Source organism: Bacillus sp. AK124, assembly GCF_053903085.1.
On record NZ_CP096378.1, the window covers coordinates 3,834,008 to 3,858,805 of the forward strand.

Here is a 24,798-nt window from a genome sequence, read left to right on the forward strand (position 1 = left end):
TGCGGCTGCGTCATCTTTCATATGATTTGAATACAACGATTTCAATCGACTTCTTCTCCTTGAACAGACAAAAAGGCTGCCGGATATACACCGGCAGCCTCGCTCTTTTATTTTAATCCATTTTCAACTTCTGTCACCATTTCAGATACGGACTCAAGACCTCCGCCTGACAGGTACCAGTAACCTGGATCAAGATATGTGATATGGCTCTTTTTATAAGCTTTTGTTGATTTTACAATTTCATTTTCAATGACTTCTTTTGCTGTTCCTTTTTCGCCGATGGCAGCGCTTCGGTCGATGACAAACAGGTAATCAGGGTTCTTTTCAGAAATATACTCGGAAGAGACGCTTTGACCGTGAAGGGAAGCCTCGATGTTTTTGTCGACAGGTTCAACGCCGAGCACATCATGGATCAAACCGAATCTTGAGCCGCTTCCATATGCGCTGATTTGTTTATCGCTTGTTAAGACGACCAATCCTTTGCCGCCTTTTTCTTTCGCAAGCTTGTTGGCTTTCTCTACTTTATCATCGATTTTCGCAAGAGCTTCTTTGACAGCATCTTCTTTACCGAAGATTTTTCCAATATTTTCGGTATTTTCTTTAAAACTGTTCATGTAGTTCTTCTGGTCAAGCTCGATGTCGATCGTCGGTGCGATCCTTTTAAACTCGTCATACTGCTCAGACTGTCTGCCTTCGATGATGATCAAATCGGGGTCAAGCTCTGCAATTTTTTCAAAATCAGGCTCTTTTAGTCCGCCGACGCTTTCGTATTTACTGTCTTTGTATTTTTTCAAGTAAGACGGGAGGGTTTGTTTCGGAAGGCCGACAACGCGATCGCTCAAGCCAAGCTCGTCAAGCGTGTCAAGCATTCCAAAGTTGAAGACAACGACTTTTTTCGGGTTTTTCGGTACATCTGTTGTACCGCTGTTATGTTTAATTGTGACGGTTTCTTTTTTAGAGGAAGATTTTGCATCTGTATCAGCAGCTTTGTTTCCGCAGGCGGATACGACAAGAACGGTTATCAATGCCATAATCAATAAAGATAGTTTTTTCAATTCAAGTCACCTCATCATTTAAAATATACACAGATTTTTTGGTCTCCGATTTGTTGGATCGGAATGTCCATATCATAGATGTCTTTCAGCACCGGCGTTTGGATAATGTCTTCGGCCGGCCCCTCTTTTACAATCCGCCCGTTTTTCAGGGCTGCGATTCTGTCTGAATAAACCGAGGCAAAATTAATGTCATGAATGACAATGACGATCGTTTTACCGCGATTTTCGACAAGGTCTTTCAAGAGCTTCATTATCTCTACTGAATGTTTCATATCGAGGTTATTTAATGGTTCATCAAGCAATATATAGTCGGTATCCTGAGCGATGACCATTGCGATAAAAGCACGCTGGCACTGGCCGCCGCTCAACTGATCGAGGTGTTTATGCTCAATCTCTCTCAGCTTCATATAATCAATCGCTTCGTCGACATATACCCAGTCCTCTTTCGAGAGCCTTCCCTGTGAATAAGGAAATCTGCCGAAACTGACGAGCTCCCTGACAGTCAGCCTGATGTTGATCTGGTTGGACTGCTTTAAAATGCTGATTTTTTTGGCTAAATCATTGCTTTTGTATGCGCTGATTTCCTTGCCGTCAATCAGCACTTTTCCGGCGTCCATGCCGATCAGCCTGCTGATGATGGACAAAAGCGTGCTTTTCCCCGCTCCGTTCGGTCCGATGAAGGACGTGATCATTCCTTTTTTTATCGTTAAAGTCGTGGGATGAACAACGGTCTGCTCTCCGAATTGTTTCATGATATCTCGTACTTCTATCATCATTTACGCTCCTTCAGCAACAGGTAAATAAAATAAATCCCGCCGATAAAATCAATGATCACAACAAGCGTCACCGTTAAACCAAACAGTTTTTCAACAATGAACTGGCCCCCGACAAGCGCAATGATGCTGAACAAAACCGCTCCGGGAATCAGGACGCTGTGCTTATACGTTTTAAATACTTCCCGCGCCACATTGACGACGAGCAGCCCCAAAAATGTGATCGGCCCTACAAGTGCAGTAGACACGGAGACGAGAACGGCGACGACGATCAGCATTTTCTTCACCGTCCGGTCGTAATCGATTCCGAGGTTGACGGCTTGATCCCTGCCGAGCGAAATGACATCAAAGTACGGATTATACCGCCAAGCGTAAACGAGAATCGCCAGAATGATGAGCGAAGCAAGCATTAAAATGTCCGTGTTCAAATTGTTGAAGCTGGCAAACATCTTGTTTTGAACAACTTGAAACTCGTTCGGATCGATCAGCATTTGCATAAAGGATGACAGGCTTCTGAACAATGTGCCGCATACGATTCCAACTAACAGCAGCAAGAAGATGTGCCTTCCCCCGCGGCGAAACATCAGGAAAAACAACACAAATGAAAAACAGACCATCAAACCGGTTGACAATAAAAAATTGCCGTTTTTACCAAGATCGGCAAGTTTGGCTGCACCGAAAAAGTAAATAATCCCGGTTTGCAGCAGAACATAGAGAGAATCGAGTCCGAGAATGCTCGGCGTCAAAATTCTGTTGTTTGTGATCGTTTGGAAAATCATCGACGAATACGCAATGGCTGTACCGACAACGATGATCGCAAAAACTTTGGCAAACCTCCGCGGAAGCGCATATTCCCATACAGACGGCAATCCGTAGAACAGAAACAAGCCGATGCAGGCTGCCGCTATCACGATGAGTATAAGCATTTTCTGTTTATGACGCATAGGCTTTTCTCCTTAAAAGCAAGTAAAGAAAAACGCCGCTCCCGATGATGCCGACCATCAAACCAACCGAAATTTCGTACGGGTAAATGACGAGACGTCCCGCTATATCGCAAAACAAGACAAAAACGGCTCCGAGAACCGCCGTATGAGGCAGGCTGTTTTTCAAATGATCTCCCCTGTAGATGGACACGATGTTCGGGATGATCAATCCCAAAAAGGGAAGCGTACCGACCGTCAGGATGACGACGGACGAAATAATAGATACGATGATCAATCCGATATTGACCACCCGCTTATAATTCAATCCAAGATTGATGGAAAAAGACTCCCCCATCCCGGCCAACGTAAATTTATTGGCGAACAGATAGGCAATGATAACGAGCGGTATACTCAGAAATAAGAGCTCATACCTCCCCTTCATGACCAGCGAAAAATTCCCTTCAAACCATGCATTGACGTTTTGAATGATATTGTACTGATAAGCCATGAAGGTGGAGATGGCGCTGACAACACTTCCGAGCATCATACCGACGAGAGGGATGAAGATCGCATCTTTGAACTTGATTCTGTCCAAAATTTTGACGAACAAAAAACTGCCAAACAGTGCAAAAACAAAGGCAAACAGTATTTTAACCACAATTCCTGCAGACGAAAAAAGCACGATCGCAATGATCACACCGAGCCTCGCCCAATCCATCGTTCCAGCGGTGGTCGGTGAAACAAATTTATTGCGCGTCAGCTGCTGCATGATCAGCCCGCAAATGCTCAAGCTCATTCCCGCAAGCACGATGCTAATCAAGCGCGGAATTCTACTTATGTAAAGCGTTTGAATTTCGTCCTCGTTAAAGCGGAAAAGATCAAGAGGCGAAAGCTCCTTAACGCCGATGAATATCGAGCTGATTGAAAGAATGATGAGCATTAGCAATAAGTATCGTAATTTCATGCTGCAGTAGCCTCCTTGCACAACAAAGCAAACCCCTCCGCCGACGTTAATGATTATCATTATCAATAAGGGTCTTCATATATCTTACCATTTTTTCTGACATAGTCAATAAGATTAATAGATACAAAGGTTGAAACCATGCGATTTCCCCATCTTTAGTCCTCCTCAAAAATACATTTGTTCATTCCCGAAAGAAAAACCTTGATTCTTCTTGTAAAAAGCGCAATAATTAAGATTAAATTTATTTCGAAAATTTAAACTTTGGGAGATGTAACAAATGAAAGTCGTTAAATTTGGGGGCAGCTCGCTCGCTTCAGGGGCTCAGCTAGAGAAAGTATTTCAAATTGTCACTTCTGATCCGGAAAGGAAGGCCGTCGTTGTATCAGCACCCGGAAAACGGCACCCCGAGGATACGAAAGTAACGGACCTTTTAATCGAATGCGCCGAACAGTACTTATCATCAAAAAAAGCGCCCGATCTGGTTGAGGCGATTGTCGGACGATATGCCGATATCGCGCTTGAGCTCGGACTTGACGATGTCGTGATCGACCGGATCCGGGCCGACCTGCTTCAGCTGCTCGAAGGTGATAAAACAAATCCGGAACGGTTTATCGATGCGGTCAAAGCAAGCGGCGAAGATAACAATGCCAAATTGGTAGCGGCTTACTTCAGGCACCAGGGAGTTGAAGCGCACTATGTCAGTCCAAAAGACGCCGGGCTGTTTGTGACGAGCGAGCCAGGCAACGCACAAGTCCTGCCCGAGTCGTATGACAATCTGTTTCAGCTGAGACAGCAAAAGGGCATCATCATCTTTCCCGGCTTCTTCGGATTCAGCCGGGAAGGCGAAGTCATGACGTTTTCGCGGAGCGGTTCTGACATTACAGGTTCCATTTTAGCGAATGGATTGAAAGCCGAGTTGTATGAAAACTTCACTGACGTTGACGCCGTTTATTCTGTCAACCCGGCGATCGTATCCAACCCGAAAGAAATCCGCGAGCTGACATACCGGGAAATGAGGGAGTTGTCGTATGCAGGCTTTTCCGTCTTTCATGATGAAGCATTGATCCCTGCTTTCCGGGCGCGCATACCGGTTCAGATCAAAAATACAAACAATCCGGACGCGGAGGGGACAAGAGTTGTCACCACACGCGACAATACGAACGGACCTGTCGTCGGGATCGCCAGCGACAGCGGATTTTGCAGCATTTACATCAGCAAATATTTAATGAACCGCGAAATCGGCTTCGGACGCCGCGTTCTGCAAATCCTTGAAGATGACGGACTGACGTATGAACACATTCCATCCGGCATTGATGATATTACGATCATTTTAAGGCAGGATCAAATGGATCAAGCAGCAGAAAAGCGGATAATCAAACGGATCAAGGAAGAACTGGATGCCGATGAAGTGACGATTGAACACAATATTGCCCTGATTATGGTCGTCGGCGAAGCCATGCGCCATAACGTCGGAACGACGGCAAGAGCGTCAAAAGCATTGTCCGATGCGCGCGTCAACATCGAAATGATCAACCAGGGCTCCTCGGAAGTCAGCATGATGTTCGGCGTTAAGGAAGCTCAGGAAAAACAAGCGGTCCGCGCGTTATACCAGGAATTTTTCGCAAAAGTTCTCGTTTAAAAAACCCCTTTTTTTATGGGGTTTTTTTGCTGTCAGAAAATATACCCTTCCCTAAAATTGCCTGCCTTAAATTCATTCACAAAACCGTTTTGAAAGCCGATATGTAAAGTAAATAAACTGATGGGAGAACACTTATGAATCTGTTGAAAAATATAAAAATCAGAAGCAAACTATTTGTCATCATTATCATTTCAGCGCTGGCTTTGTCGATTGTCGGCATCCAGGGGATAGGCGGGCTGAACAAGCTTTCCAAAGGTTCAGAGATCATCTATCAAGATCAATTGGTTCCCAACCAGTTGTTTGCAAATTTAAAAGCGAACAACCTTGATATTGATACGTACAAATTCGAGCTGATGGTGACGAAAGACAACGATCGAAATGAAACATTGCAAAAACACATTAAGGAAAAAAACGAAGAAAACAGCACCTTAATGGAAAAAATCGATCAGCTGAAATTAATGGACAACGTCTCTAAAAAATACGAAAATTTCAAAACCGAATACAAGAAATTGCAAGATATCAGCAGCGAGATGCTCAGCTTGGCGGTGAAGAACGAAAATGATAAAGCATATGACGTCTATCTAAAAAAGATGGAGCCTCAAAGAGAAACGGTCAACCAGCTCATTGAAGACATTCAAACCTTAAATGCTGATAACGCCAAAACAATCTATCAGCAGGATTCTAAAGAAGCCGGTTCAATCATCACGCTTCTCATCATTGTCATTGCTGTAGCGCTTGTTTTATCCATCTCGATCGGCCTCTTAATGACAAGGCTGATCACAAAGCCGATCAAAGACATTCAGGCGCTGTTCGCAGAAACTGAGCAAGGCGATTTTACTGTCAAAGGAACATATCAATCGAAAGATGAATTGGGATTGCTGACATCATCATTTAACAAAATGGTAGCAGGCGTCCGTTCGATCATTGAAACGGTCGGCGAAACGTCGCACCAAGTTGCTTCTTCATCACAAGAGCTGAGCGCCAGTGCGGATGAAAGCACAAAGGCGAGCGAGTACATCTCAACAACGATCCAGGAGCTTGCAGTAGGCTCCGATCAGCAGGTGGAAAGCGTTGAAAACAGCAGAACCGTTATTATGGGAATGACCGAGTTTGCCGGAAGAATTTCTTCAAATGCCGAAAAAGCGGCCGCCACCGCTGACCAGACGGCGAAGATGTCGCTTGAAGGCACGAAAGCCATTGATAAAGTGAGCACTCAAATGAAGTCTATTAATGAAACGGTCGTCTCGCTCTCAGAAGCATTTAAACATTTAACAGAGCGTTCCAATGAGATCGGAAATATTACCGAAGTGATTACGAGCATCGCTGAACAAACGAACCTGCTTGCTTTAAACGCGGCCATTGAAGCGGCCCGGGCGGGAGAACAAGGAAAAGGCTTTGCCGTCGTCGCGGATGAAGTCAGGAAATTAGCCGAGCAATCGGCCCGCTCAGCAGAACAGATTACAAGATTGATTACGATCATTCAAAACGATACGAAGCAGACAATGAACTCGGTCATTTCGGCAACCGGCGAAGTCAAAGAAGGACTTGTCGTCGTTCATGAAGCGGGAGGCGCGTTCCAAAAAATCGAAAACTCGATTACGGAGGTCGTCACACAGATCAATGACGTGACAAACTTGGTGAAAAACCTGACAGCCGGCGCAAGCGAAATCGAAACCGCCATTTCCGGCGTCAAAGAAGTAGCCGAAACAGCAGCGGGAGGCACGCAAACGGTTAGTGCGGCAACTCAGGAGCAGCTTGCTTCAATGGAAGAAATCGCCGCCGCATCACAGATTCTCGCGCAAAACGCCGAAGAGCTGCAGCACCTGATCCAGAAATTCAAAATTAAAGATTAACAAAACCCGCCAGACGCTGTCTGGCGGGTTTCTATTCATCATCATCTCTCGCTGTCAGCGGCAGACGGATGATAAATTTTGTTCCTTTGTTTTTCTCACTTTCAATCTCTACCGTACCGTTGTGCAGGGCGACGAGCTGTCTGACGATCGACAGCCCCAGCCCGTATTCTCCGTAAGGGGTGTTCGTCCGTGATAAATCTGCTTTATAAAAACGATCCCAAATGTTTTCAATATCCTTTTCATCAATGCCGATTCCGGTATCCTCTATTTCGATCACCGTCTCCTTATAGTCTTCCCGGCCTCTCAGCCAAACGGTTCCGTTCGTTGTGAATTGAATACTGTTTTTCGTAATATTGACGAGTATCTGGATGAGCCGGTCGTAATCGGCATTGACCATCACATGATCCTCCACATCGAGGATCAGCTGATTCTGTTTCTCCTCAGCCTGAAGCGCCAGCTGCTCTTTAATGATTTCAAACACTTCGATCAGCGGATAATGCAGTTTTTGCAGTGTAATCTGATTGGAACGGATTTTTTCATAATCAAGGTTTTCGTTGACGAGGCGAATCAGCCTTTTTGTCTCCTCCGTAATCAGCTTCATACATTTATCCTGCTGATCTTCGGGTATCGTCTGGCTGTTCATCCCTTCCACTAAACCGCTGATCGTCGTCAGCGGCGTCTTCAGCTCATGTGAGACGTCAGTGATAAACTGCCTTCTTCGCTTTTCAAGCCGGTCGATTTCTTCGCTTGAGCTTTTTAACTTGCGGGCCATAATGTTAAAATCGTCGCCCAAATCACCGATCTCATCCTTATTGCGGTTTTCGATATGGATGTCATAATCTCCGGCGGCGACTTTTTTCGTTGCATCGCGGAGCTTCTGAATGCGGGCGACATGGAATTTGGACGTCAGCCAGCTTAGAAGAATAGCGACTAAGATAACACCCGCCGCCGTAAAGAGCATAAAGCGGTTCATGTCGCTGATCATTTCCTCGGTCCCGCTGATCGGAGCGGTCAGCAGAATGCCTCCCTGAAATTCATTGTTGACGATGTTGGGCAGCGCCACAACCGATACTTCCTCATTAAAACGGTTAAAATCGGTTTTGACGACCACGGCCTTTCCATCTTTAAGCTCTTTCCATTCTTCATCACTGAGCAGCAGCTTTCGCGGCCGCAAATCGGCCGGCGTCATCAAGACCTCTTTCTTTTCATTAAAAAGAAAGAAGCTGATCTTCCTGCTTCGCAAAATTTCCTCAAACGGCTTCATAATGGCCGGTGCGCCTTTTGGCCGCATCTCCATTTCGCCCATGATGCGATAGCCGTATGAAGACAGCTCATCGACTTTGCTTTCGTATGCAAAGTCTTTGACAAAGTGGGAAAACAGCGCCCCGGTAATGAGAAAAGCCATGATTAATATAGTGATGTGACTGGCCAGCAGCTGATAGAGATACTTAATCTTCATCGAACTTGTACCCTACTCCCCATACGGTATAAAGAAACGGCCGCGAGTCGCTGCCAAGCTTTTTTCTCAGCCTTTTAATATGAACATCAACCGTCCGCTCGTCTCCGTAGAATTGATATCCCCAAACCTGCTCAAGCAGCTGCTCCCTTGAGAAAACCTGTTTTGGACTTTGCACCAGGTAATACAATAAATCGAACTCCTTAGGCGTCAAATTTTGAATTTGAACGCCGTCCAAAAACACTTCTCTCGTTTTTTTATTGATTTTAAAATGTTCCGTTTCAAGCGAGTCGCTGTCAGCGGAATCCTGCGGGCCGGCACTTTGATACCTCCGGCTCACCGCTTTGATTCTCGCCACAAGCGCCAAAGGGCTGAACGGCTTTGTCACATAATCATCAGCTCCGAGCTCAAAACCGAGCACCTGGTCTGATTCCGTATCTTTTGCCGTCAGCATAATAATCGGAACCGTGCTCTCTTCCCTGACCTTTTTGCAGATCGTGACCCCGTCCATGGACGGCAGCATGATATCGATGATCAACAAATCCCAATCATCCGATTTAAAACGGTTATATCCTTCAAGTCCGTCATGGACGAACTCTGTTTCAAATCCTTCTTTTGCAAAAAACATTTCTGTCATTGTACATACGCTTAAATTATCCTCAATCATTAATATTTTCATCGTCAATATGCCTCCGCTAGACAAACGTTAGATTCATTTTACACAGGGCTCAGCCATTTCTCAATTCCATTATGAACATTTAAAGGACTGGCAACAGTTTGGTCATAATTTATTCATAAGTAGCGGCTAAGATGAAATCAAGCATAAGGCAAAAGTCCTGTTGCCGTTTGACTTCGCAGCCATAATAAATGAAATAGATACGGAGGAATCACGCGTTATGAATTTTTTCAAACGAGCCTTTTGGAGCATGAAAGCGAAAAAAGGAAAAACACTTTTACAATTGTTTGTTTTCACGATGATTTGCGTGCTCGTGCTGACAGGAATTACGATCCAGTCGGCGGCCGTGAAATCGAGCGAACTGGCAAGGGAGCAGCTTGGAGGCAGCGTCACGCTCAAAGTTGACAGGGAAAAAATGATGAAAGAACAGCAGGAATCAGGAGAACGGAAAAGGTTTGAATCGACCCCCGTTTCTGTTAAATCAGCCGAGAAGCTTGCGGGCCTTGACCATGTCAAAAGCTATAACTACATCTCCTCTACGTCTGCTTTAGCGGACAATTTCGATCCGATCGAAAGCGGTGACGAGGATTCTTCGGCCTCAAACAGCGAGCAGCCGGCCGGACCGGGCGGCAATGAACAGGGCGGCCGGCAAATGATGCAGGCTGACGTATCAATCGAAGGTGTGACAAGCACAGCCCTTGTCGACGAATTTTCCAACGGGACGTCCAAGATCACGGAAGGCCGTGCTTTAACAAAGGATGATGTGAATAAAAAAGTCGCCGTGATTGAAGAAACGCTTGCCGAAGAAAACGCTCTGAAAGTCGGCGATACGATCAAAGTCAAAACGAGCAGCGATGAAGCTACAACGATCAATTTGAAAATCGTCGGAATCTATCAAACGACTTCATCCGGAGACAATCAAGCGCAAAACTTCGCCTTTTTAAACCCTTATAACAAAATCTACACACCATATACGGCGGCATCGGCCTTAAAAGGCGACGATGATCAAAACGCGATTGATGAAGCGGTCTACAATATGGACGACCCCTCCAACATCGACGCTTTCATTGCGGCTGCCAAGAAAACAGGCATTGATTTGGATACATTTACATTGGACGCCAATGACCAATTGTACCAGCAGATGGTCGGCCCGATTGAAAATGTCGCGTCCTTCTCGAAAAATGTCGTCTATCTCGTCACAATCGCCGGAGCGGTGATCCTCGGACTGATCGTCATGATGTCAATCAGGGAGAGAAAATACGAAATGGGCGTTCTGATGGCGATCGGTGAAAAACGCTGGAAACTCGTCGGACAGTTTTTGACCGAAATCTTAATGATCGCAGTGCTTGCCATCGGCATCTCAGCATTAACCGGCAGCTTGATTGCCGGGCAAATCGGGAATCAGCTCTTGAGCCAGCAAATCGAACAAACGTCAGCTAGCCAGTCTGCAGGCGGAATGATGGGTCCAGGCGGCGGAGGCTTATTCGGACAAAGTACCGCTCAAGTCTCAGCCATTGATCAGCTCGACATCCAAGTATCCTTCGGGGACTTGATGGCACTCGGCGGCATCGGCCTTTTAATCGCGCTGTTCGCGACGCTCCTTCCGTCAATATCTGTTTTAAGGCTCCATCCGAAAACGATTTTATCAAAACAAGAATAGAAAGAAGTGAAGATCATGGGTACTATTTTAGAATTTCAGAATGTCGGCTATTGGTATAAAAATCAGAATCAGCCTCTTTTCGAAAAGATCAGCATTCAATTCAGCCAAGGGCTCTTATATACGATTGTCGGGACTTCCGGCTCCGGCAAAACGACCTTTTTATCGCTGGCAGGCGGACTTGATGTACCAAAAGAGGGAGACATCCTGTATAAAGGAGAAAACATTTCAAAAATCGGGCTGACCAGCTTCCGCAATCAAAATGTATCGATCGTTTTTCAATCGTATAACCTGCTGCCGTATATGACGGCTCTCCAAAATATCACATCGGCCATGGAAATTACCGGATCTCAGGTCAAAAACAAAGAACAATACGCTTTGGAGATGCTCGAAAAAGTCGGCATCGGCGAAAAGCAGGCCAGACAGAAAGTACTGACATTAAGCGGCGGCCAGCAGCAGCGTGTCTCCATCATCAGAGCGTTCTGCTGTGACACGGACTTAATCGTCGCCGATGAACCGACAGGCAACTTGGATGAAAATACATCAAAGGACATCGTCCGGCTCTTCCAAAACCTTGCCCACCAAGAAAACAAATGTGTCATCATGGTCACCCATGATGAACAGATCGCAAAAGTATCCGATGTCAACATCCGGCTTTCAAGGGGCGGCTTTACCGTCAAAAACCGCAGATCCGCAGGATAAGAGGAACGGCATGAGCCGTTCCCCTTCTTTTATTATGAAGCAAAAGCTTCTGCAGCAGCCGCCAAATAATACGAGAGGCCGGTTTGCTGATTTTCAAGCATCCCGCGATGAAAATCATCTTCGATAAAGAAGCGTGTCTGCGTCTGAAAATCACCGGGTGTGATCCCTAAAAACTTGAGGTGCCGTTTAATAGCGGTCTTTACTTGTTCATGGTCGTGTTTGACTCCATCTCTGAGCGCTTCGGCCATTCCATTCATAAAACGGGCCGCCTCTTCAGCTTTTTCATTCATTTCTTCCGCGATGATCGGTTCTCCTTTCAACAAATCGACGTCATATGCCTCCTTCAAATAGCGGTTCTGTTCAGCGAGTGCGTCCTCCCATTCCCTGCTGCTTGAAAACCCTTTAAACATTTTTGATTGATCCATTGCTTCTCCTTTCCCGGCCTGCTGAATCGAGAGATCGATCGTAGAAATCAGCTGTTTTATCCTGTCCAAACGGGCAGAAAAAAGACGTTTCTGCTCAGACAAAATCGTCAACCGATCAGCTTTGCCGTCCAGTATTTGCTTAATTTCCTTGAGCGGAAATTCGAGCTCCCGATAAAACAAGATATGCTGCAGCCGTTCCAGCTCTTTTACCCCGTACAGGCGGTAGCCGGCATCCGTCACTTCCGCGGGGCATAAAAGGCCGATTTTATGGTAGTGGTACAGCGTTTTGATCGTGATATTCGCCAACCCGGCCACTTCTTTTACCGTATAGAGCATCAAACTTCACCTCGTCTGTCATGTTAAAGGGTGCCCTAAGGGCGGGGTCAATCCATTACACGGCCTTTTTTTTATTTTTTTTCATTTTTACATAAGCGACTAGGCAAATAAAAGCGGGAAGGATCACCTGCATCGGCAAATGGACATATAAAGGAACAAACTCGATTCCTTCTTTGACATGCTCCGAAATGTTGCTGGCAATGGAGACAGATAAAATCAAAATGATAATGCCGATGACATGAACGATTTTGGATGGGTTTTTAAGCTTGAATAAGACGGTCACGCCTTCGGTTACGGCATACATGAAAATGCTCATCTTAAAAAAACCGCCAATTACCAACACGAGCATGAAAAATACATCAAGCCTGTCCAGAAATTCGGCTACTTGAATCGTCTGGATCGTACTCAGCAATGGGAAGCGCGACCTCATATTGAGGTCGACGCCAAGCACGCTGATGTTCAATGCCACATTAAAAGCCAGGATGATGCCGCTGATGGCGATTCCCAACAGCCCCGCTTTTTTCGCCTGTTTCTTTTCTTTTAAATACGGCAGGATCAATGTAAAGACGATAATTTCGCCAAACGGAAAATACAGCGTTTGCGTGAACACGGCATGAAGCATCGGACCGGGGCCGTTTCCGAGAATGGGCAAAAGCTCTTTCGGTTTAATCAAGCCTGACGAAACAATTAAGATGAGGCCCGTGACAGCGAGCCAAAACATGATGCCAAACAGCAGCTCCCCTGAACGGGCCAGGACTTCGATTCCTTTCCTCACGGTAAAAATACAAACTGCAATCAACAAACCATTCGCGAAGATAATCGGCGTATTCGGATAAGCCGATGTCAGCAGCATTTCGCCAAAATCGCGCAGAACCCTTGCCGCAATATAACAATAATAAACAATGTAGATAAAAGTCAGGCCCCAGCCAACCGGTTTTCCAAAAATATTCATCAGCGTTTCATAGGGAGAGGCATCAGGATTCACTTGGTAGAAAAAGTGGTGCATCATAAACAAAGCCAGTCCCCCGGCTGTTCCGAACAAGATCGCGATCCAGGCGTCCTGTTCTGCAGATTGTCCCGGAAAAATCAGCAGCGAGCTGCTGAGTTCAAACAAAACAATCAGCACGAACAGCTGTGAAGCACTGATTTTTGCTTTCTCCATTTAAAGCCCTCCTCTCTCTTTCATTCAAGAACGCCCTTCGTGATGATTCAAAATGTTCGGGTTGTTCCTTAAACCCGTTCTCCTTATATATGCGTTAACCGTAATGTCGACATCTGTGTCAGGAAAGTACCGGTTGCTCCACTCACCCTCCATCTTTTTCCACACTTTCGGGTGGTTGCGATACACAGTATCACCGAATTGCAGAACATCCGTCTTGTTTCGCTTAACAATGTCAATCGTATTCTGCAATTCATTTTTCAGTTCCTTTGCCACCTTCCTTTCGATGTCGCTCAGCACTTTTGGATCATCCAAGTGAATCGGCACAGTTGTTTCGCCGATGTCCCCTTCCATGTCGACGTCAACCGAAATCGCCGGCTTGCCGTTTTTCAGGTGAGATCTGACTTTTGTTTTTTGGCGGATGACATCAAATGTGACGGCATCTTTCTCGTGATTTAATGTAATTGTCAGATACGTTCTGCTGATTTTATTGCGCAGCCATAAAACGCCTCGCGCGGTTTTGCCTTCAAGCCAGTTGACGAGCTTGCCCTCTTTAATGACTGCCAGCCCGTCCGCTTCGACTATTGCCTCAGGAGATGTAGACTGCACGTTTTCCATCTTTTCACCCTTCTCCTTGTTTCCGGTTACTTTAAAAGAAGAAATAATCGGGTGTTTTGCCTTCGATGTCAAGCACTTGACGACATCCTGCACGCTCGTTTTCATATGTTCTCCCAAATGCTCTTCAGTAAATTGCAGTGTCTTGTTTACTTTATTTGACGGGATCTTATCGATCGGCGTCAGCGTCCGGATGAATGTTTTCGCTTTTTGGCCGCGGGAAATAATAATCGTCGCCGTTGAACGGAAGTCGGTGTCCCGGTCAAGAACATTAAGAATTTTGATCAAGCCTTCTCCCTTGGCGAGTTTTTCATCAACAACCACGAGGTTCGTGTGGGAGTAATAAATTTCCCGCGACACTTTCGCCGACGCGTGCCTGCTCATTTCCGTCAGATTGTTGCCCGTCACAGAATAGCTTGAAACCGGCGGCCTGTCTCCTCCCTGTCCGCCTTGAAGGCCGCCTGTCACATTGATCGGATTGACGATCTGATAGCTCAATTCGTAATCTGTATCTTTACCTTTATCAATACCGATGGCAGTGATCAGCAGCAAATCTGTCAGCTCTCTTTTATCCCAGCATCCTTGAAGAAGAACAATGGCGGCCAGCAGGAGCACAATCTTAAGGCTTCGTTTCATTTGGATCACCATCTTCTTGTTTTGTCTTCATATCGCCTGAATCCGGAGGCTCGGGTTTCTGGTATTCTCCTTGGCGCACCTTATTGTCATTGCCGATCAGTTCAGGCCGCTTCTCATGTGTCCACCAAGGCAAACGAATGATGGAGTCGCCCCAGTTTTTCAAAATAAACGGCGCAAAAGGCGTCATATATGGAACACCGAATGAACGGAGGCTGCTTAAATGGACAAACATGATGATCAGTCCAAGAATAATACCGTAGAAACCCGTTGTCGCCGCGGCTAATATGAAGAAAAACCGAACCAGCCGCGCGGATATCGCCATGGCGAAGGAAGGTGTGGCAAAACTTGAAATCGCTGTGATCGCTACGACGATGACCATCGCCGGCGACACAATCCCCGCCTGAACCGCCGCCTGTCCAATGACGATGGCTCCCACAATCGAAACGGCAGAACCAATCGCTTTCGGAAGCCGGATGCCCGCCTCTCGCAAAATTTCAAACGAAATTTCCATGATCAGCGCTTCCACCACAGCCGGGAACGGCACGATTTCACGCTGCGCGGCAATTACGATCAAAAGCTCCGTCGGGATCATTTCCTGGTGAAACGTCGTCGCACCAACGTAGACGGCAGGCGCAATAAGCGAAATAAAAAAGATCAACACGCGTAAAAAGCGGATGAACGTCGCAATGTCAAAACGTGAATAGTAATCCTCAACAGATTGAAAAAATTGAATAAAAACGGCAGGGACAAGCAGGACAAACGGTGTACCGTCAACAAAGATGGCGATCCTTCCTTCAAGCAGATTCCCTGCGACCATGTCCGGCCTTTCGGTATGATATACCGTTGGAAAGGTCGTAAATACAGCGTCTTCGATAAACTGTTCAATATATCCCGATTCAAGGATGCTGTCGATCTCAATGCCAGCCATCCTTTTTTTGACTTCTTTCACCGTTTTCGGGTCGCACACTCCGTTGATATACATGATCGCCACATCGGTTTTTGTGACGCTTCCCATCGTCATTTTTTCAACCCAAAGATTCGGGTTTTTAATGATTCGGCGCACCAAAGAAATATTCGTGTCGAGAGCTTCGATAAATCCCTCACGTGAACCGCGGAATGCCTGCTGATTTTCAGGCTCCTTGATCGAACGCTTTTCCCCGCCTTTCGTGGTCGTAATAACCGCTGTTTCCGTTCCCTCGGCCAAAATGATCGTATCCCCTGCCATCAAAGATTCAAGCATCTTGTCCAATCGCTTTTCTTTTTCAACACCGCCCAGTGCGACGGCATCACTTGCAATCGTCTCAAGAACATCCCGTCCGTACTCCTTTTTCGCTAATTCTTCAGAGCTCATGATCGATTCCAGCAAAAAGTCGTGAATCGCTTTCTCATCTGTAATGCCGCCGACATAAACGACGGCTATTTCGATTTTCTCGTCAGCGCCCGTTTTTAATTTGCGGATGACAATATCCGCGCTGTTTCCGGTCGTTTCTTTAATCACGCTCAGGTTTTCGGCAAGCAAGGGGCGCACAAACCCGGATACATTTACGGTTTCTGGGTTTTTATCTCCGCTCATAAGAGATTCTTGTTTGTTATCTTTTTGATGACGACCTTTAAAAAAGAATGGCATGGCTGTCAGAATCCCCTTTTCGTTTTTCATATTTTTCCTTACGAAAGCACATTTATACTATTCCCGGGGGAATAGTGCTTTATGAAAAGAGAAAAAATAACGGGGAACGGAGAGTGGTGAAAAGTTGAAACTGATCGGAATCGGGCTTTTATTATTTGTTTCCTTAGAGACTTTTGCCGTCATGCTGGATGTATTTCAAGGCATGACCCTGCAAAGGGCCGTATTAAACTCCCTGACGTTTGCCATCTTAGAAGTGGGCGAGTGGATCATGATCCTTTTATTTTTATTTATCATTTTTCTCGAAGCCTCGGCGAACTTCCGCAAGAAGAAAAAAAGGACATAAAAGGCTCCCTATCAAAGGGAGCCTAAACTTCGATATTTCCATTAACCGTATCTGTCTCGTGGGAATGGATCATTCCTTTGACAATCGTATTGCCGATGATCAGGGTTTGTCTTGACGTATTGGTTTGAATTGCCGTTATCCTTGCGGCCGTATTGCTGCGGAGCGTGTTGTTGAGGATCGCCGAATCCGACGATTGGTCAAGATAAATGAGGATAGCCGGCAAGGACGGCCTGCTGAGCGTGATCGTATTGCCGATAATCTCGTGTGTTCCGCGGGTGAGATACATCGTGACGATCAGCGGTGAATCTTCGATGTCGTTTCCGATTATTTTTGTATGCTGATTTGTCGAGCAGTATATTGGAAAGTTTCTGAAACGGGTGAAGGTGTTTTGCCGAATGACTGCAGAAGCCGTATTTGTGATGGAGACAGCATATGACTCCGTCACCGTTTGAAAGCCGGCCGGCGAAATAAAGTTTCCTTCTATCACAGCATTTCCTTGCGATATCCAGATGCCTCTGGAGAATTGCTTGATGACGTTATCCTTTATTTGAACGTCATTGCCTGTGCTCCTGACCGCAAGAACGACATTTGCGATCTGATTGCCGGAAAACGTTACATTGTCTGATTGCATAATGCTGAGAGCGGTGCCGGACCTTTGCTCAGGCACGTCGTTTTCGATATCATTCCCTTCAATAAAGATTTGCGACGCTTGATAAGCAAGAATTCCGGCATTTACAAAATCACGGATTTGATTTCCCGTGACAAAAACGCTTTTTCCGCGGATATCGATGCCTGTCGAAAAACCGGAAATCAAATTCCCCTTGATAACGGCATCGCTTCTTGCTTCCAAAGCCCCTACACCGAGGCCGTTAATTCCGATGCCCTGTCCGGTGGATTCGGAGTTTTTCTTGATGATATTGTTTGCAATCGTCGTACTCGTCCCGTATCCGTATGAAATGGTGCCGTCTGCGATATTGCCTTCGATGATAACAGAAGTCCCGTTGAAATTGGAAATGGCATTGTTGACATTGCCTTTTAACACGTTGTTTCGGATGATGACATTGACGGGTTCTTCATAGACAATGTCTCCTTCACCGTAGCCTTCTATATCAATGCCAAAACGCGGAGCCGTGCCGTTGCCTGTCCCCGCATCTGCAATTTCGCATCCTTCAACAAGAACATTGTCGCACCCTGTGATTGACAAATTATTTCTTCTGGAGCGCCTGATTTCACAATCGGTTACCTTAATACGCTCCGACGGCTTATAGCCGTCTCCTCCGTTGCTGATAATGATTCCGTCTCCTGTAAAATCGGCTATTCTCACATGTTCAATGACGACATTTGACGCCCCTTCGATGCAAATTCCAAATCCCCATTCATGGGTCGGTCTCGGCGCCGGTGTATATGTGTGTTCATCCCTTTCCCCAATGATGCTGCCTCCGGATATTTTCACATTGGATGTTCCGCCTATATAAAAAGCAGCGTATCCCCATGAGCTGTTCGGTTTTACCTTGATGACGGCCTCCGCGTCCATCAAAATTTCAATATTGCCCGGAACATTGATGCCGGCGCCGCGAAACGGAGCACGCCGGTCGCCGTTTTTCGTCCCGTCAATCAGGTACGTGCCGTTCGGTATCCATACCGTGTTGTATCCCATCGACTTTGTCCATGCCAAACATTCGTTGATTGCATTTGTGGAATCTGTTTTGCCGTCGCCGACAGCACCGAACTTTGTCGCGTCAACCACTGTCATTCTCATTTCCTCAGGTTGCTGCTGCACGCTGTTTTCAGCCTCCTTTTGTAAAACGGTTCCTGATATATATATGCCATTCTAGTAAAATCCGCTTGTACATGAGATAGATAAAATTTTATTAAAAAATCTTTTCATCCAAATTTTTTTTCAAAACTTTTTACTATCCGCTTGTAAAGCGCTTCACAACTTGTTGCATCATCGATCATACATTCAAATCGATTGAAGGTGTATTGACACGAACATTATATAAGAATATGATTTTTATAATAGACATAGAAAGAGAAGGAGTATTGCGAATGTCAAACCATCAAAAAGAAACTTTTCAAAACATTCCGCAAAAGGGGTTTTTTGGACATCCCCGCGGACTCTTCACTTTATTCTTCACTGAATTTTGGGAGCGTTTTTCATACTACGGTATGAGAGCCATCCTTATCTACTATTTGTATACAGAGGTGTCAAAAGGCGGCCTCGGGTTTGATCAAACCACAGCGAACTCGATTATGGCCGTATACGGTTCCCTCGTCTATATGTCCGGCATCATCGGAGGCTGGATAGCGGACAGGCTCCTCGGAACTGCAAACACCGTGTTTTACGGCGGCGTGCTCATTATGTTCGGACACATTCTTTTGTCATTCCCGGGAAGCGTCCCCGCGTTTTTCATCAGCATGTTCTTGATCATCATTGGGACAGGCCTTTTAAAACCAAACGTATCAAGCGTTGTCGGCGATTTATACAGCCCTGAAGACACCCGTCGCGATTCAGGTTTCAGCATCTTCTATATGGGGATCAACCTTGGCGGATTTCTTGCGCCGATTATCGTCGGCACAGTCGGCCAGTCATACAACTACCATCTCGGCTTCAGCCTTGCTGCCATCGGCATGCTGTTCGGGCTGCTGACCTATTTGGCGACACGGAAGAAAAATCTCGGTTCTGCTGGAAGAACAGTGCCGAATCCGCTGACACCCGCTGAAAGAAAAACGGTGTTCGGACGGATTGGAATCGGTGTTTTGGTGATCGCTGCTATCTTTGGCTATTCCGCCTTTATGGGCTGGATGACAATCAAGCTGTTTACGATGATCGTCAGCTGTCTCGGTATTTTGATCCCGCTAATTTATTTCATCGTCATGTTTAAAAGCTCCAAAACGACGAGTGATGAACGTTCCCGTCTCACAGCTTACATTCCGCTGTTTGTCGCATCGATGATGTTTTGGGCGATTCAGGAACAAGGCGCCAATATTTTAGCCACCTATGCAGATAAACGCACTCATTTAGAATTTTTAGGTGTCCAATTGCACTCATCTTGGTTCCAGTCGCTGAATCCGTTGTTCATCGTTGTGCTTGCACCGGTTTTCGCATGGATTTGGATGAGGCTCGGCAACCGTCAGCCGTCAACGCCGACGAAGTTTTCACTCGGCTTGATTTTAGCCGGACTGTCATTTGTCGTCATGATTTTCCCTGCTTATATCAACGGCACTGAATCGCTTGCCAATCCAATGTGGCTTGTGCTCAGCTTCCTGATCGTCGTTCTCGGGGAATTGTGCTTGTCTCCAGTCGGGTTATCCGCAACGTCAAAGCTGGCTCCTGCGGCATTCTCAGCGCAGACGATGAGTCTATGGTTCCTGTCAAACGCTTCTGCACAGGCCATCAACGCACAGATCGTCAGATTTTACAGCGCTGATACAGAGATCGCCTACTTCGGCGTCATCGGCGGTGTATCCATCCTGCTCGGAATCATTTTGATGTTGCTGTCACCGAAAATTCAGAAATTTATGAAGGGTGTCAATTAAAAAGCAACAGGCCGATACTCCTTTTCTGAAGGATTTGCTTCTTGTCCGGCGAATAACTGAATAACCAATCGGTGCAGGATGGGAGGATAAAATTTTGGCGATCAAAAAGACAGCAAAGCCCGGATTTGTTGGTGTTGGCTTTTCACAAACCGTTTCATTCGAAGAAGCCCGGGCGAAAAAGCTCCACGGCATCATTCAGCAGCTGAAAGACCGGCGCGGAGAAATAGTCGGTGTTCAAGAAGACAGCGGTATGTGGGCCATATCGGATCATCACGGCGAAGGGGAATTCACTTTTTATATATTAATGGAGACGGAGAGCCTCCCCGAAACCCTTCCGGAAGGAATGATCAGCTATCAGGCGCCCGCTCTGACATATGCTCATACAAGACATCCGCAGCATGAGCGGCCTGAAGTGACTTATCAAAAAGTCTATCAATGGATCAAAGATCAAGGTCTTCGTTTAAACTGTGACGCTTTTACACAATTGGAATTTTACCCGATGGATCAGGATTTAAACGAACTTGCGTTTGAGATATACATTCCGATTCAATGAGAGATAGCGATGTTAAAGGCAGCCCCCGGAAAAAATTCCGGGGGTTTTCTTTGCGGTTTCGCACTCTAGAGTATCGGCGGTCTTTTTTAGCCATCGCTTTTTAACAAAAGTTTACATCCCCGCAAATGATAATTTTCATTGGTTTGCTAGGATAAGTGTTATCAAAAGGAGGTTAATATATGAACTTTTACAAAACGCTCGCCTTATCAACACTTGCAGCATCTTTATGGTCTCCCTCATGGAGCAGTCTCCCCCATAACGAAGCTGCGGCTCACAAAGAATTCACGGTGACTGCCGATGCGGAGACAGAGCCGGTGGATACCCCTGACGACGCGGCAGATGACCCGGCGATTTGGGTTCATCCGAAGCAGCCTGAAAAAAGCAGGCTCATCACCACAAACAAAAAATCGGGCTTAATCGTCTATGATTTGAAGGGAAAACAGCTTGCGGCCTATCCATTTGGCAAATTAAACAATGTCGATCTGCGCTACAATTTTCCGCTCGATGGCAAAAAAATTGATATTGCCGGGGCCTCAAACCGGTCAGACGGCAAAAACACGGTTGAAATTTACGCCTTTGACGGCGAAAAAAGCAAGCTGAAGAACATTGTCAATCCTCAAAAACCTATTCAAACCGATATCGAGGAGGTATATGGCTTCAGCCTGTATCACAGCCAGAAAACTGGCAAGTTCTACGCCATGGTGACCGGAAAGAACGGAGAATTCGAGCAATATGAACTGTTTGACAACGGAAAAGGACAAGTCGAAGGCAAAAAGGTCCGCTCATTCAAAATGGGCTCTCAAACAGAAGGGCTTGCGGCAGATGATGAATACGGCAAAATGTACATCGCCGAAGAAGATGTTGCGATTTGGTCTTTCAGCGCCGAGCCGGACGGCGGAGATAAAGGAAAAATCGTCGATCGTGCCGACGGACCGCATCTAACCGCTGATATTGAAGGGCTGACGATTTACTACGGAGAAGACGGAGAAGGGTATTTGATCGCGTCCAGTCAGGGCGATAACCGTTATGCCATCTATGACCGGCGCGGGAAAAACGACTATGTCACCGCTTTTTCAATTGATAATGGCAAAGAAATCGACAGGACAAGCGATACCGATGGAATCGACGTCATCGGCTTCGGTCTCGGCAAAACATATCCATACGGCATCTTTGTCGCCCAAGACGGCGAAAATACGGAAAACGGACAACCGGTCAATCAGAACTTCAAAATTGTCTCCTGGGAAAAAATCGCCGACGCGCTTGATGACAAGCCTGATATCGATGATCAGGTCAATCCCCGAAAACTGAAAAACCGAGCCAAATAAGGACGGATCCGCGGGTATTTCCCGCGGATTTTTTACATCCCTTCATGTTAAGATAACAATTAATGGAGGGATAGTATTGCGTCTAAATCTTTATGCTGTAGTGTTTATTATGTTGGCGGTTTTATCAAATGTGGTGCTTCTCTTTATTTTCGATCAAGGTGTGTTGGCGTATATTTCAGCTGTCATCTTCCTGCTCGCTGCTGCATGTTGCACGAAGCGCCGGCCTGAAGAATGAGGCTTCCTAGGCTTTGCGGCTTCTCCGCAAAATGCTCGTTCCGTATGGAGGCAGTTTGAGAGCGCCTTTTTTCCGGGTTCCTTTTAAGACGTCCGTATATGTTTCTTCCGGAAGCGAGACCGTGCGGTTTTCCGCTGTAAAATTCATCACGAAAATATAATCGTGGCGGCCGTCTGTGCGGAGCTGGGCGGTGACGCCTTTCGGAAGCTCTGTATCGAGCACTTTGGCAATCCCGCACTCTTCAATGAGCCTCGATATAAACGCCTCTTGGAACGCCGCCTCATTCCTTGAAGCGATATAGTAGGCCTTCCCGTCTCCGAACAAATTGACCGTCAGCGCCGGCCGGCCCGCGTAAAAATCTTCCCCGTACAGAGCGAGCGCTTCGGCTCCTTCTAAATGAATCAGATCGCAAAGCTCGCTGGCTTCATAGCTCCCGCTTAATCCGAGCCGGTTTTCTGCATCCAGCACGATGGTATTATTCTGCCCGTCATGAAGCGCATCGATCTCCTCAGACCAAATGCCGAGCGTTTTTCTTAAGCCTCCAGGAAACCCTCCCAGGAACACAAGATCATCCTCATTGACAATACCCGACCAATAAGTGGCAACAAATGTCCCCCCGTTTTGAACGAACTGTTCAATCCTTTCAGCGGTGCCTTCTTTCAGCATGTAGAGCATCGGGGCGACCAAAAGCTTATAGCGGGAGAAATCGGCCTCCATATGAATCACATCAACCGGTACACCTTCCCGCCAAAACGGCTCATAAAACGATTTGGCCGTCCGTTCATAATGCATGCCGATATTGCGCGGACCTTGGGCGTCTTCCAAAGCCCAGCGATTCTCCCAGTCAAATATAATCGCGGCCTCGGGTTCGACTGTCGTTCCTGCGACATCCTCAAGTTTTTCGAGCTTTTCCCCAAGTTTTTTCACTTCCTGAAAGACGCGCGTATGCTCTGATCCCTCATGATCAACGACTGCCCCGTGAAATTTTTCGCTTGAGCCGCGGCTTTTCCGCCATTGAAAATACTGAACAGTGTCCGAACCGTGAGCGACTGCCTGTAATGATGACAATTCATGCATACCGGGGCGCTTCAGCTTGCTGACATCCTGCCAGTTCGTCATGCTCGGCGTACTTTCCATCAGCATGAACGGCCGGCCGCCTTTAAGAGACCGATTGATGTCATGAACAAAAGCAATATCGGCTCCAAGCCGGCTGTCTTCCTGCCGGCTGTTGTGCCATGCCGGATAAGAATCCCACGAGATGACATCAAGCAAATCGACAAACTTCCAATAATTCAATCCGGCATACGTTCCCATAAAATTCGTCGTCACGGGCAGTTCAGGGTTAAAAGAACGGACATGGGCGATTTCATGCCGGCAAAAATCAACCGTCTGATCTGTGACAAACCGCTTCCAGTCCAAATTCAGACCGTGAACGGCATCCTCGCCGTGCGGAGCCGGCGACTCGATTTCGTCCCAATCTGTATAGGTGTGGCTCCAAAACGATGTCCACCATGCATGATTAAGGCGGTCCAGCGTTTTGTATTTCGCGAGCAGCCACTCTCTGAACTTATCTTGGCAAAGTTCACAATGACACTCTCCGCCGTATTCATTGGAGATATGCCAGCCGATGACAGCCGGGTGATGCGCATAGCGCTCCGCAAGCTTTCCGTTTATGATCGCCGTTTTCCTGCGGTAGACAGGCGACGTATAGCAATGATTGTGCCGCTTTCCGTGAAGGTTTCTGATCCTGTTGCGCTCCGTTCTCAGCACCTCGGGATACTTTTTGGACATCCAAGCCGGTCTGGCGCCGCTCGGTGTAGCCAAGAACGCATAAATTCCGTTTTCCTTGAAAGTATCAAGAACCTGATCGAGCCAATCAAATGTAAATCTTCCTTCTTCAGGCTCGAGCGAAACCCAGGAGAAAATGCCGACAGACATCACATTGCAGCGGGACAGCTTCATCAGGCGGATATCTTCTTTTAAAACGTCCGGATATTTAAGCCATTGATCAGGGTTGTAATCGGCTCCATGCAACAGTCGGGGAACTTTCCGGCTGATCGGGGGATACGGTTTGACCATCGTAAAGTTTCATCCTCTCTTCCTCGTTTTCATATGACGCGGAGACAGACATTAAACGCTTTCAAAAACAGGTTGTTAGATTATATACTCTGTTTTCTTCCCTCTTTCCTGCCTGGTGGATGAATTTTCCTGTATGATTGAATTTATCTTTCTTTATTTGTAAAATATAATCTATCATTAACATTTTTAACTTTATTTCCATACACTTGACTAAATCAACTATTTTA

The 24,798-nt window shown here is 46.4% G+C and carries 20 protein-coding genes and 2 pseudogenes; 10 read left to right on the forward strand and 12 right to left on the reverse strand.

Annotated elements, in window-relative coordinates:
• Positions 1–107 precede the first annotated feature (107 nt).
• The 4 genes from M1E06_RS19260 to M1E06_RS19275 are packed head-to-tail and all read right to left on the reverse strand — an operon-like array spanning position 108 to position 3,715.
• Positions 108–1,055, reverse strand: a complete 948-nt coding sequence (locus M1E06_RS19260; protein WP_023855630.1) for a siderophore ABC transporter substrate-binding protein — start codon at positions 1,053–1,055, stop codon at positions 108–110.
• Positions 1,056–1,069: 14 nt separating this feature from the next.
• The gene (locus tag M1E06_RS19265) at positions 1,070–1,828 is read right to left on the reverse strand and encodes an iron ABC transporter ATP-binding protein (RefSeq protein ID WP_025810135.1); all 759 of its coding nucleotides are present in this window, start codon (positions 1,826–1,828) and stop codon (positions 1,070–1,072) included.
• The gene (locus M1E06_RS19270; protein WP_020450171.1) at positions 1,828–2,772 is read right to left on the reverse strand and encodes an iron chelate uptake ABC transporter family permease subunit; all 945 of its coding nucleotides are present in this window, start codon (positions 2,770–2,772) and stop codon (positions 1,828–1,830) included. Before M1E06_RS19270 ends, M1E06_RS19265 begins: the two co-directional genes overlap by 1 nt.
• On the reverse strand, positions 2,762–3,715 hold the full coding sequence (locus M1E06_RS19275) for an ABC transporter permease (protein ID WP_026580546.1): 954 nt from the start codon (positions 3,713–3,715) through the stop codon (positions 2,762–2,764). The genes M1E06_RS19270 and M1E06_RS19275 overlap by 11 nt, the downstream gene beginning before the upstream one ends.
• Before the next feature lie 277 nt (positions 3,716–3,992).
• On the opposite strand from M1E06_RS19275, the gene M1E06_RS19280 reads away from it, so the two are divergent.
• The 3 genes and pseudogenes from M1E06_RS19280 to M1E06_RS19290 form a co-directional block, all read left to right on the forward strand.
• Positions 3,993–5,354 carry an aspartate kinase gene (locus M1E06_RS19280; protein ID WP_026580545.1) on the forward strand — a complete coding sequence of 454 codons (1,362 nt, stop codon included), beginning with the start codon at positions 3,993–3,995 and terminating at the stop codon, positions 5,352–5,354.
• A 134-nt stretch (positions 5,355–5,488) separates the two neighbouring features.
• Positions 5,489–6,208 (forward strand): annotated as a pseudogene (locus tag M1E06_RS19285) (MCP four helix bundle domain-containing protein); the annotation flags it as partial.
• A gap of 357 nt (positions 6,209–6,565) precedes the next feature.
• Positions 6,566–7,207 (forward strand): annotated as a pseudogene (locus tag M1E06_RS19290) (methyl-accepting chemotaxis protein); the annotation flags it as partial.
• A 31-nt stretch (positions 7,208–7,238) separates the two neighbouring features.
• On the opposite strand, the gene M1E06_RS19295 reads toward M1E06_RS19290, so the two are convergent.
• Both M1E06_RS19295 and M1E06_RS19300 read right to left on the reverse strand, forming a co-directional pair.
• Positions 7,239–8,666 carry a sensor histidine kinase gene (locus M1E06_RS19295; RefSeq protein ID WP_039073204.1) on the reverse strand — a complete coding sequence of 476 codons (1,428 nt, stop codon included), beginning with the start codon at positions 8,664–8,666 and terminating at the stop codon, positions 7,239–7,241.
• Positions 8,656–9,342 carry a response regulator transcription factor gene (locus M1E06_RS19300; RefSeq protein WP_020450166.1) on the reverse strand — a complete coding sequence of 229 codons (687 nt, stop codon included), beginning with the start codon at positions 9,340–9,342 and terminating at the stop codon, positions 8,656–8,658. The genes M1E06_RS19295 and M1E06_RS19300 overlap by 11 nt, the downstream gene beginning before the upstream one ends.
• A gap of 217 nt (positions 9,343–9,559) precedes the next feature.
• On the opposite strand from M1E06_RS19300, the gene M1E06_RS19305 reads away from it, so the two are divergent.
• Both M1E06_RS19305 and M1E06_RS19310 read left to right on the forward strand, forming a co-directional pair.
• Positions 9,560–10,999, forward strand: coding sequence for an ABC transporter permease (locus tag M1E06_RS19305; RefSeq protein ID WP_216904316.1), 1,440 nt, complete (start codon positions 9,560–9,562; stop codon positions 10,997–10,999).
• Positions 11,000–11,014: 15 nt separating this feature from the next.
• Positions 11,015–11,698, forward strand: a complete 684-nt coding sequence (locus M1E06_RS19310; RefSeq protein WP_035337215.1) for an ABC transporter ATP-binding protein — start codon at positions 11,015–11,017, stop codon at positions 11,696–11,698.
• A 32-nt stretch (positions 11,699–11,730) separates the two neighbouring features.
• Here M1E06_RS19310 and M1E06_RS19315 read toward each other — a convergent pair whose 3' ends face one another.
• From M1E06_RS19315 to M1E06_RS19330, 4 genes are read right to left on the reverse strand one after another with little or no spacing between them, the layout of a single operon-like run.
• Positions 11,731–12,459, reverse strand: a complete 729-nt coding sequence (locus M1E06_RS19315) for a MerR family transcriptional regulator (RefSeq protein WP_035337217.1) — start codon at positions 12,457–12,459, stop codon at positions 11,731–11,733.
• Between the two features lie 55 nt (positions 12,460–12,514).
• Positions 12,515–13,621: a GerAB/ArcD/ProY family transporter gene (locus M1E06_RS19320; RefSeq protein ID WP_035337219.1), complete on the reverse strand. Its 1,107-nt coding sequence runs from the start codon at positions 13,619–13,621 to the stop codon at positions 12,515–12,517.
• Positions 13,622–13,645: 24 nt separating this feature from the next.
• Entirely contained in the window at positions 13,646–14,869 is a 1,224-nt protein-coding gene (locus M1E06_RS19325; RefSeq protein WP_035337221.1) for a Ger(x)C family spore germination protein, read from the reverse strand.
• Positions 14,853–16,496, reverse strand: coding sequence for a spore germination protein (locus M1E06_RS19330; RefSeq protein WP_023855636.1), 1,644 nt, complete (start codon positions 16,494–16,496; stop codon positions 14,853–14,855). The genes M1E06_RS19325 and M1E06_RS19330 overlap by 17 nt, the downstream gene beginning before the upstream one ends.
• Before the next feature lie 124 nt (positions 16,497–16,620).
• On the opposite strand from M1E06_RS19330, the gene M1E06_RS19335 reads away from it, so the two are divergent.
• The gene (locus M1E06_RS19335; protein ID WP_023855637.1) at positions 16,621–16,839 is read left to right on the forward strand and encodes a hypothetical protein; all 219 of its coding nucleotides are present in this window, start codon (positions 16,621–16,623) and stop codon (positions 16,837–16,839) included.
• Between the two features lie 22 nt (positions 16,840–16,861).
• Here M1E06_RS19335 and M1E06_RS19340 read toward each other — a convergent pair whose 3' ends face one another.
• Entirely contained in the window at positions 16,862–18,598 is a 1,737-nt protein-coding gene (locus M1E06_RS19340) for a right-handed parallel beta-helix repeat-containing protein (protein ID WP_023855638.1), read from the reverse strand.
• A gap of 290 nt (positions 18,599–18,888) precedes the next feature.
• Here M1E06_RS19340 and M1E06_RS19345 point away from each other — a divergent pair, with 290 nt between their 5' ends.
• From M1E06_RS19345 to M1E06_RS19360, 4 genes are all read left to right on the forward strand, one after another.
• A complete protein-coding gene (locus M1E06_RS19345) occupies positions 18,889–20,379 on the forward strand; it encodes a peptide MFS transporter (RefSeq protein ID WP_023855639.1) in 1,491 nt (496 codons plus the stop codon).
• A 94-nt stretch (positions 20,380–20,473) separates the two neighbouring features.
• Positions 20,474–20,932 (forward strand): GyrI-like domain-containing protein, encoded by a 459-nt coding sequence (locus M1E06_RS19350; RefSeq protein ID WP_023855640.1) that lies wholly within the window; start codon positions 20,474–20,476, stop codon positions 20,930–20,932.
• A gap of 179 nt (positions 20,933–21,111) precedes the next feature.
• Complete coding sequence (locus tag M1E06_RS19355; RefSeq protein WP_023855641.1) at positions 21,112–22,257, forward strand: phytase; 1,146 nt, start codon at positions 21,112–21,114, stop codon at positions 22,255–22,257.
• A 76-nt stretch (positions 22,258–22,333) separates the two neighbouring features.
• Positions 22,334–22,492, forward strand: coding sequence for a hypothetical protein (locus M1E06_RS19360; RefSeq protein ID WP_023855642.1), 159 nt, complete (start codon positions 22,334–22,336; stop codon positions 22,490–22,492).
• Positions 22,493–22,498: 6 nt separating this feature from the next.
• Here M1E06_RS19360 and M1E06_RS19365 read toward each other — a convergent pair whose 3' ends face one another.
• Positions 22,499–24,571 carry a beta-galactosidase gene (locus M1E06_RS19365; RefSeq protein WP_035337226.1) on the reverse strand — a complete coding sequence of 691 codons (2,073 nt, stop codon included), beginning with the start codon at positions 24,569–24,571 and terminating at the stop codon, positions 22,499–22,501.
• Positions 24,572–24,798: the final 227 nt, after the last annotated feature.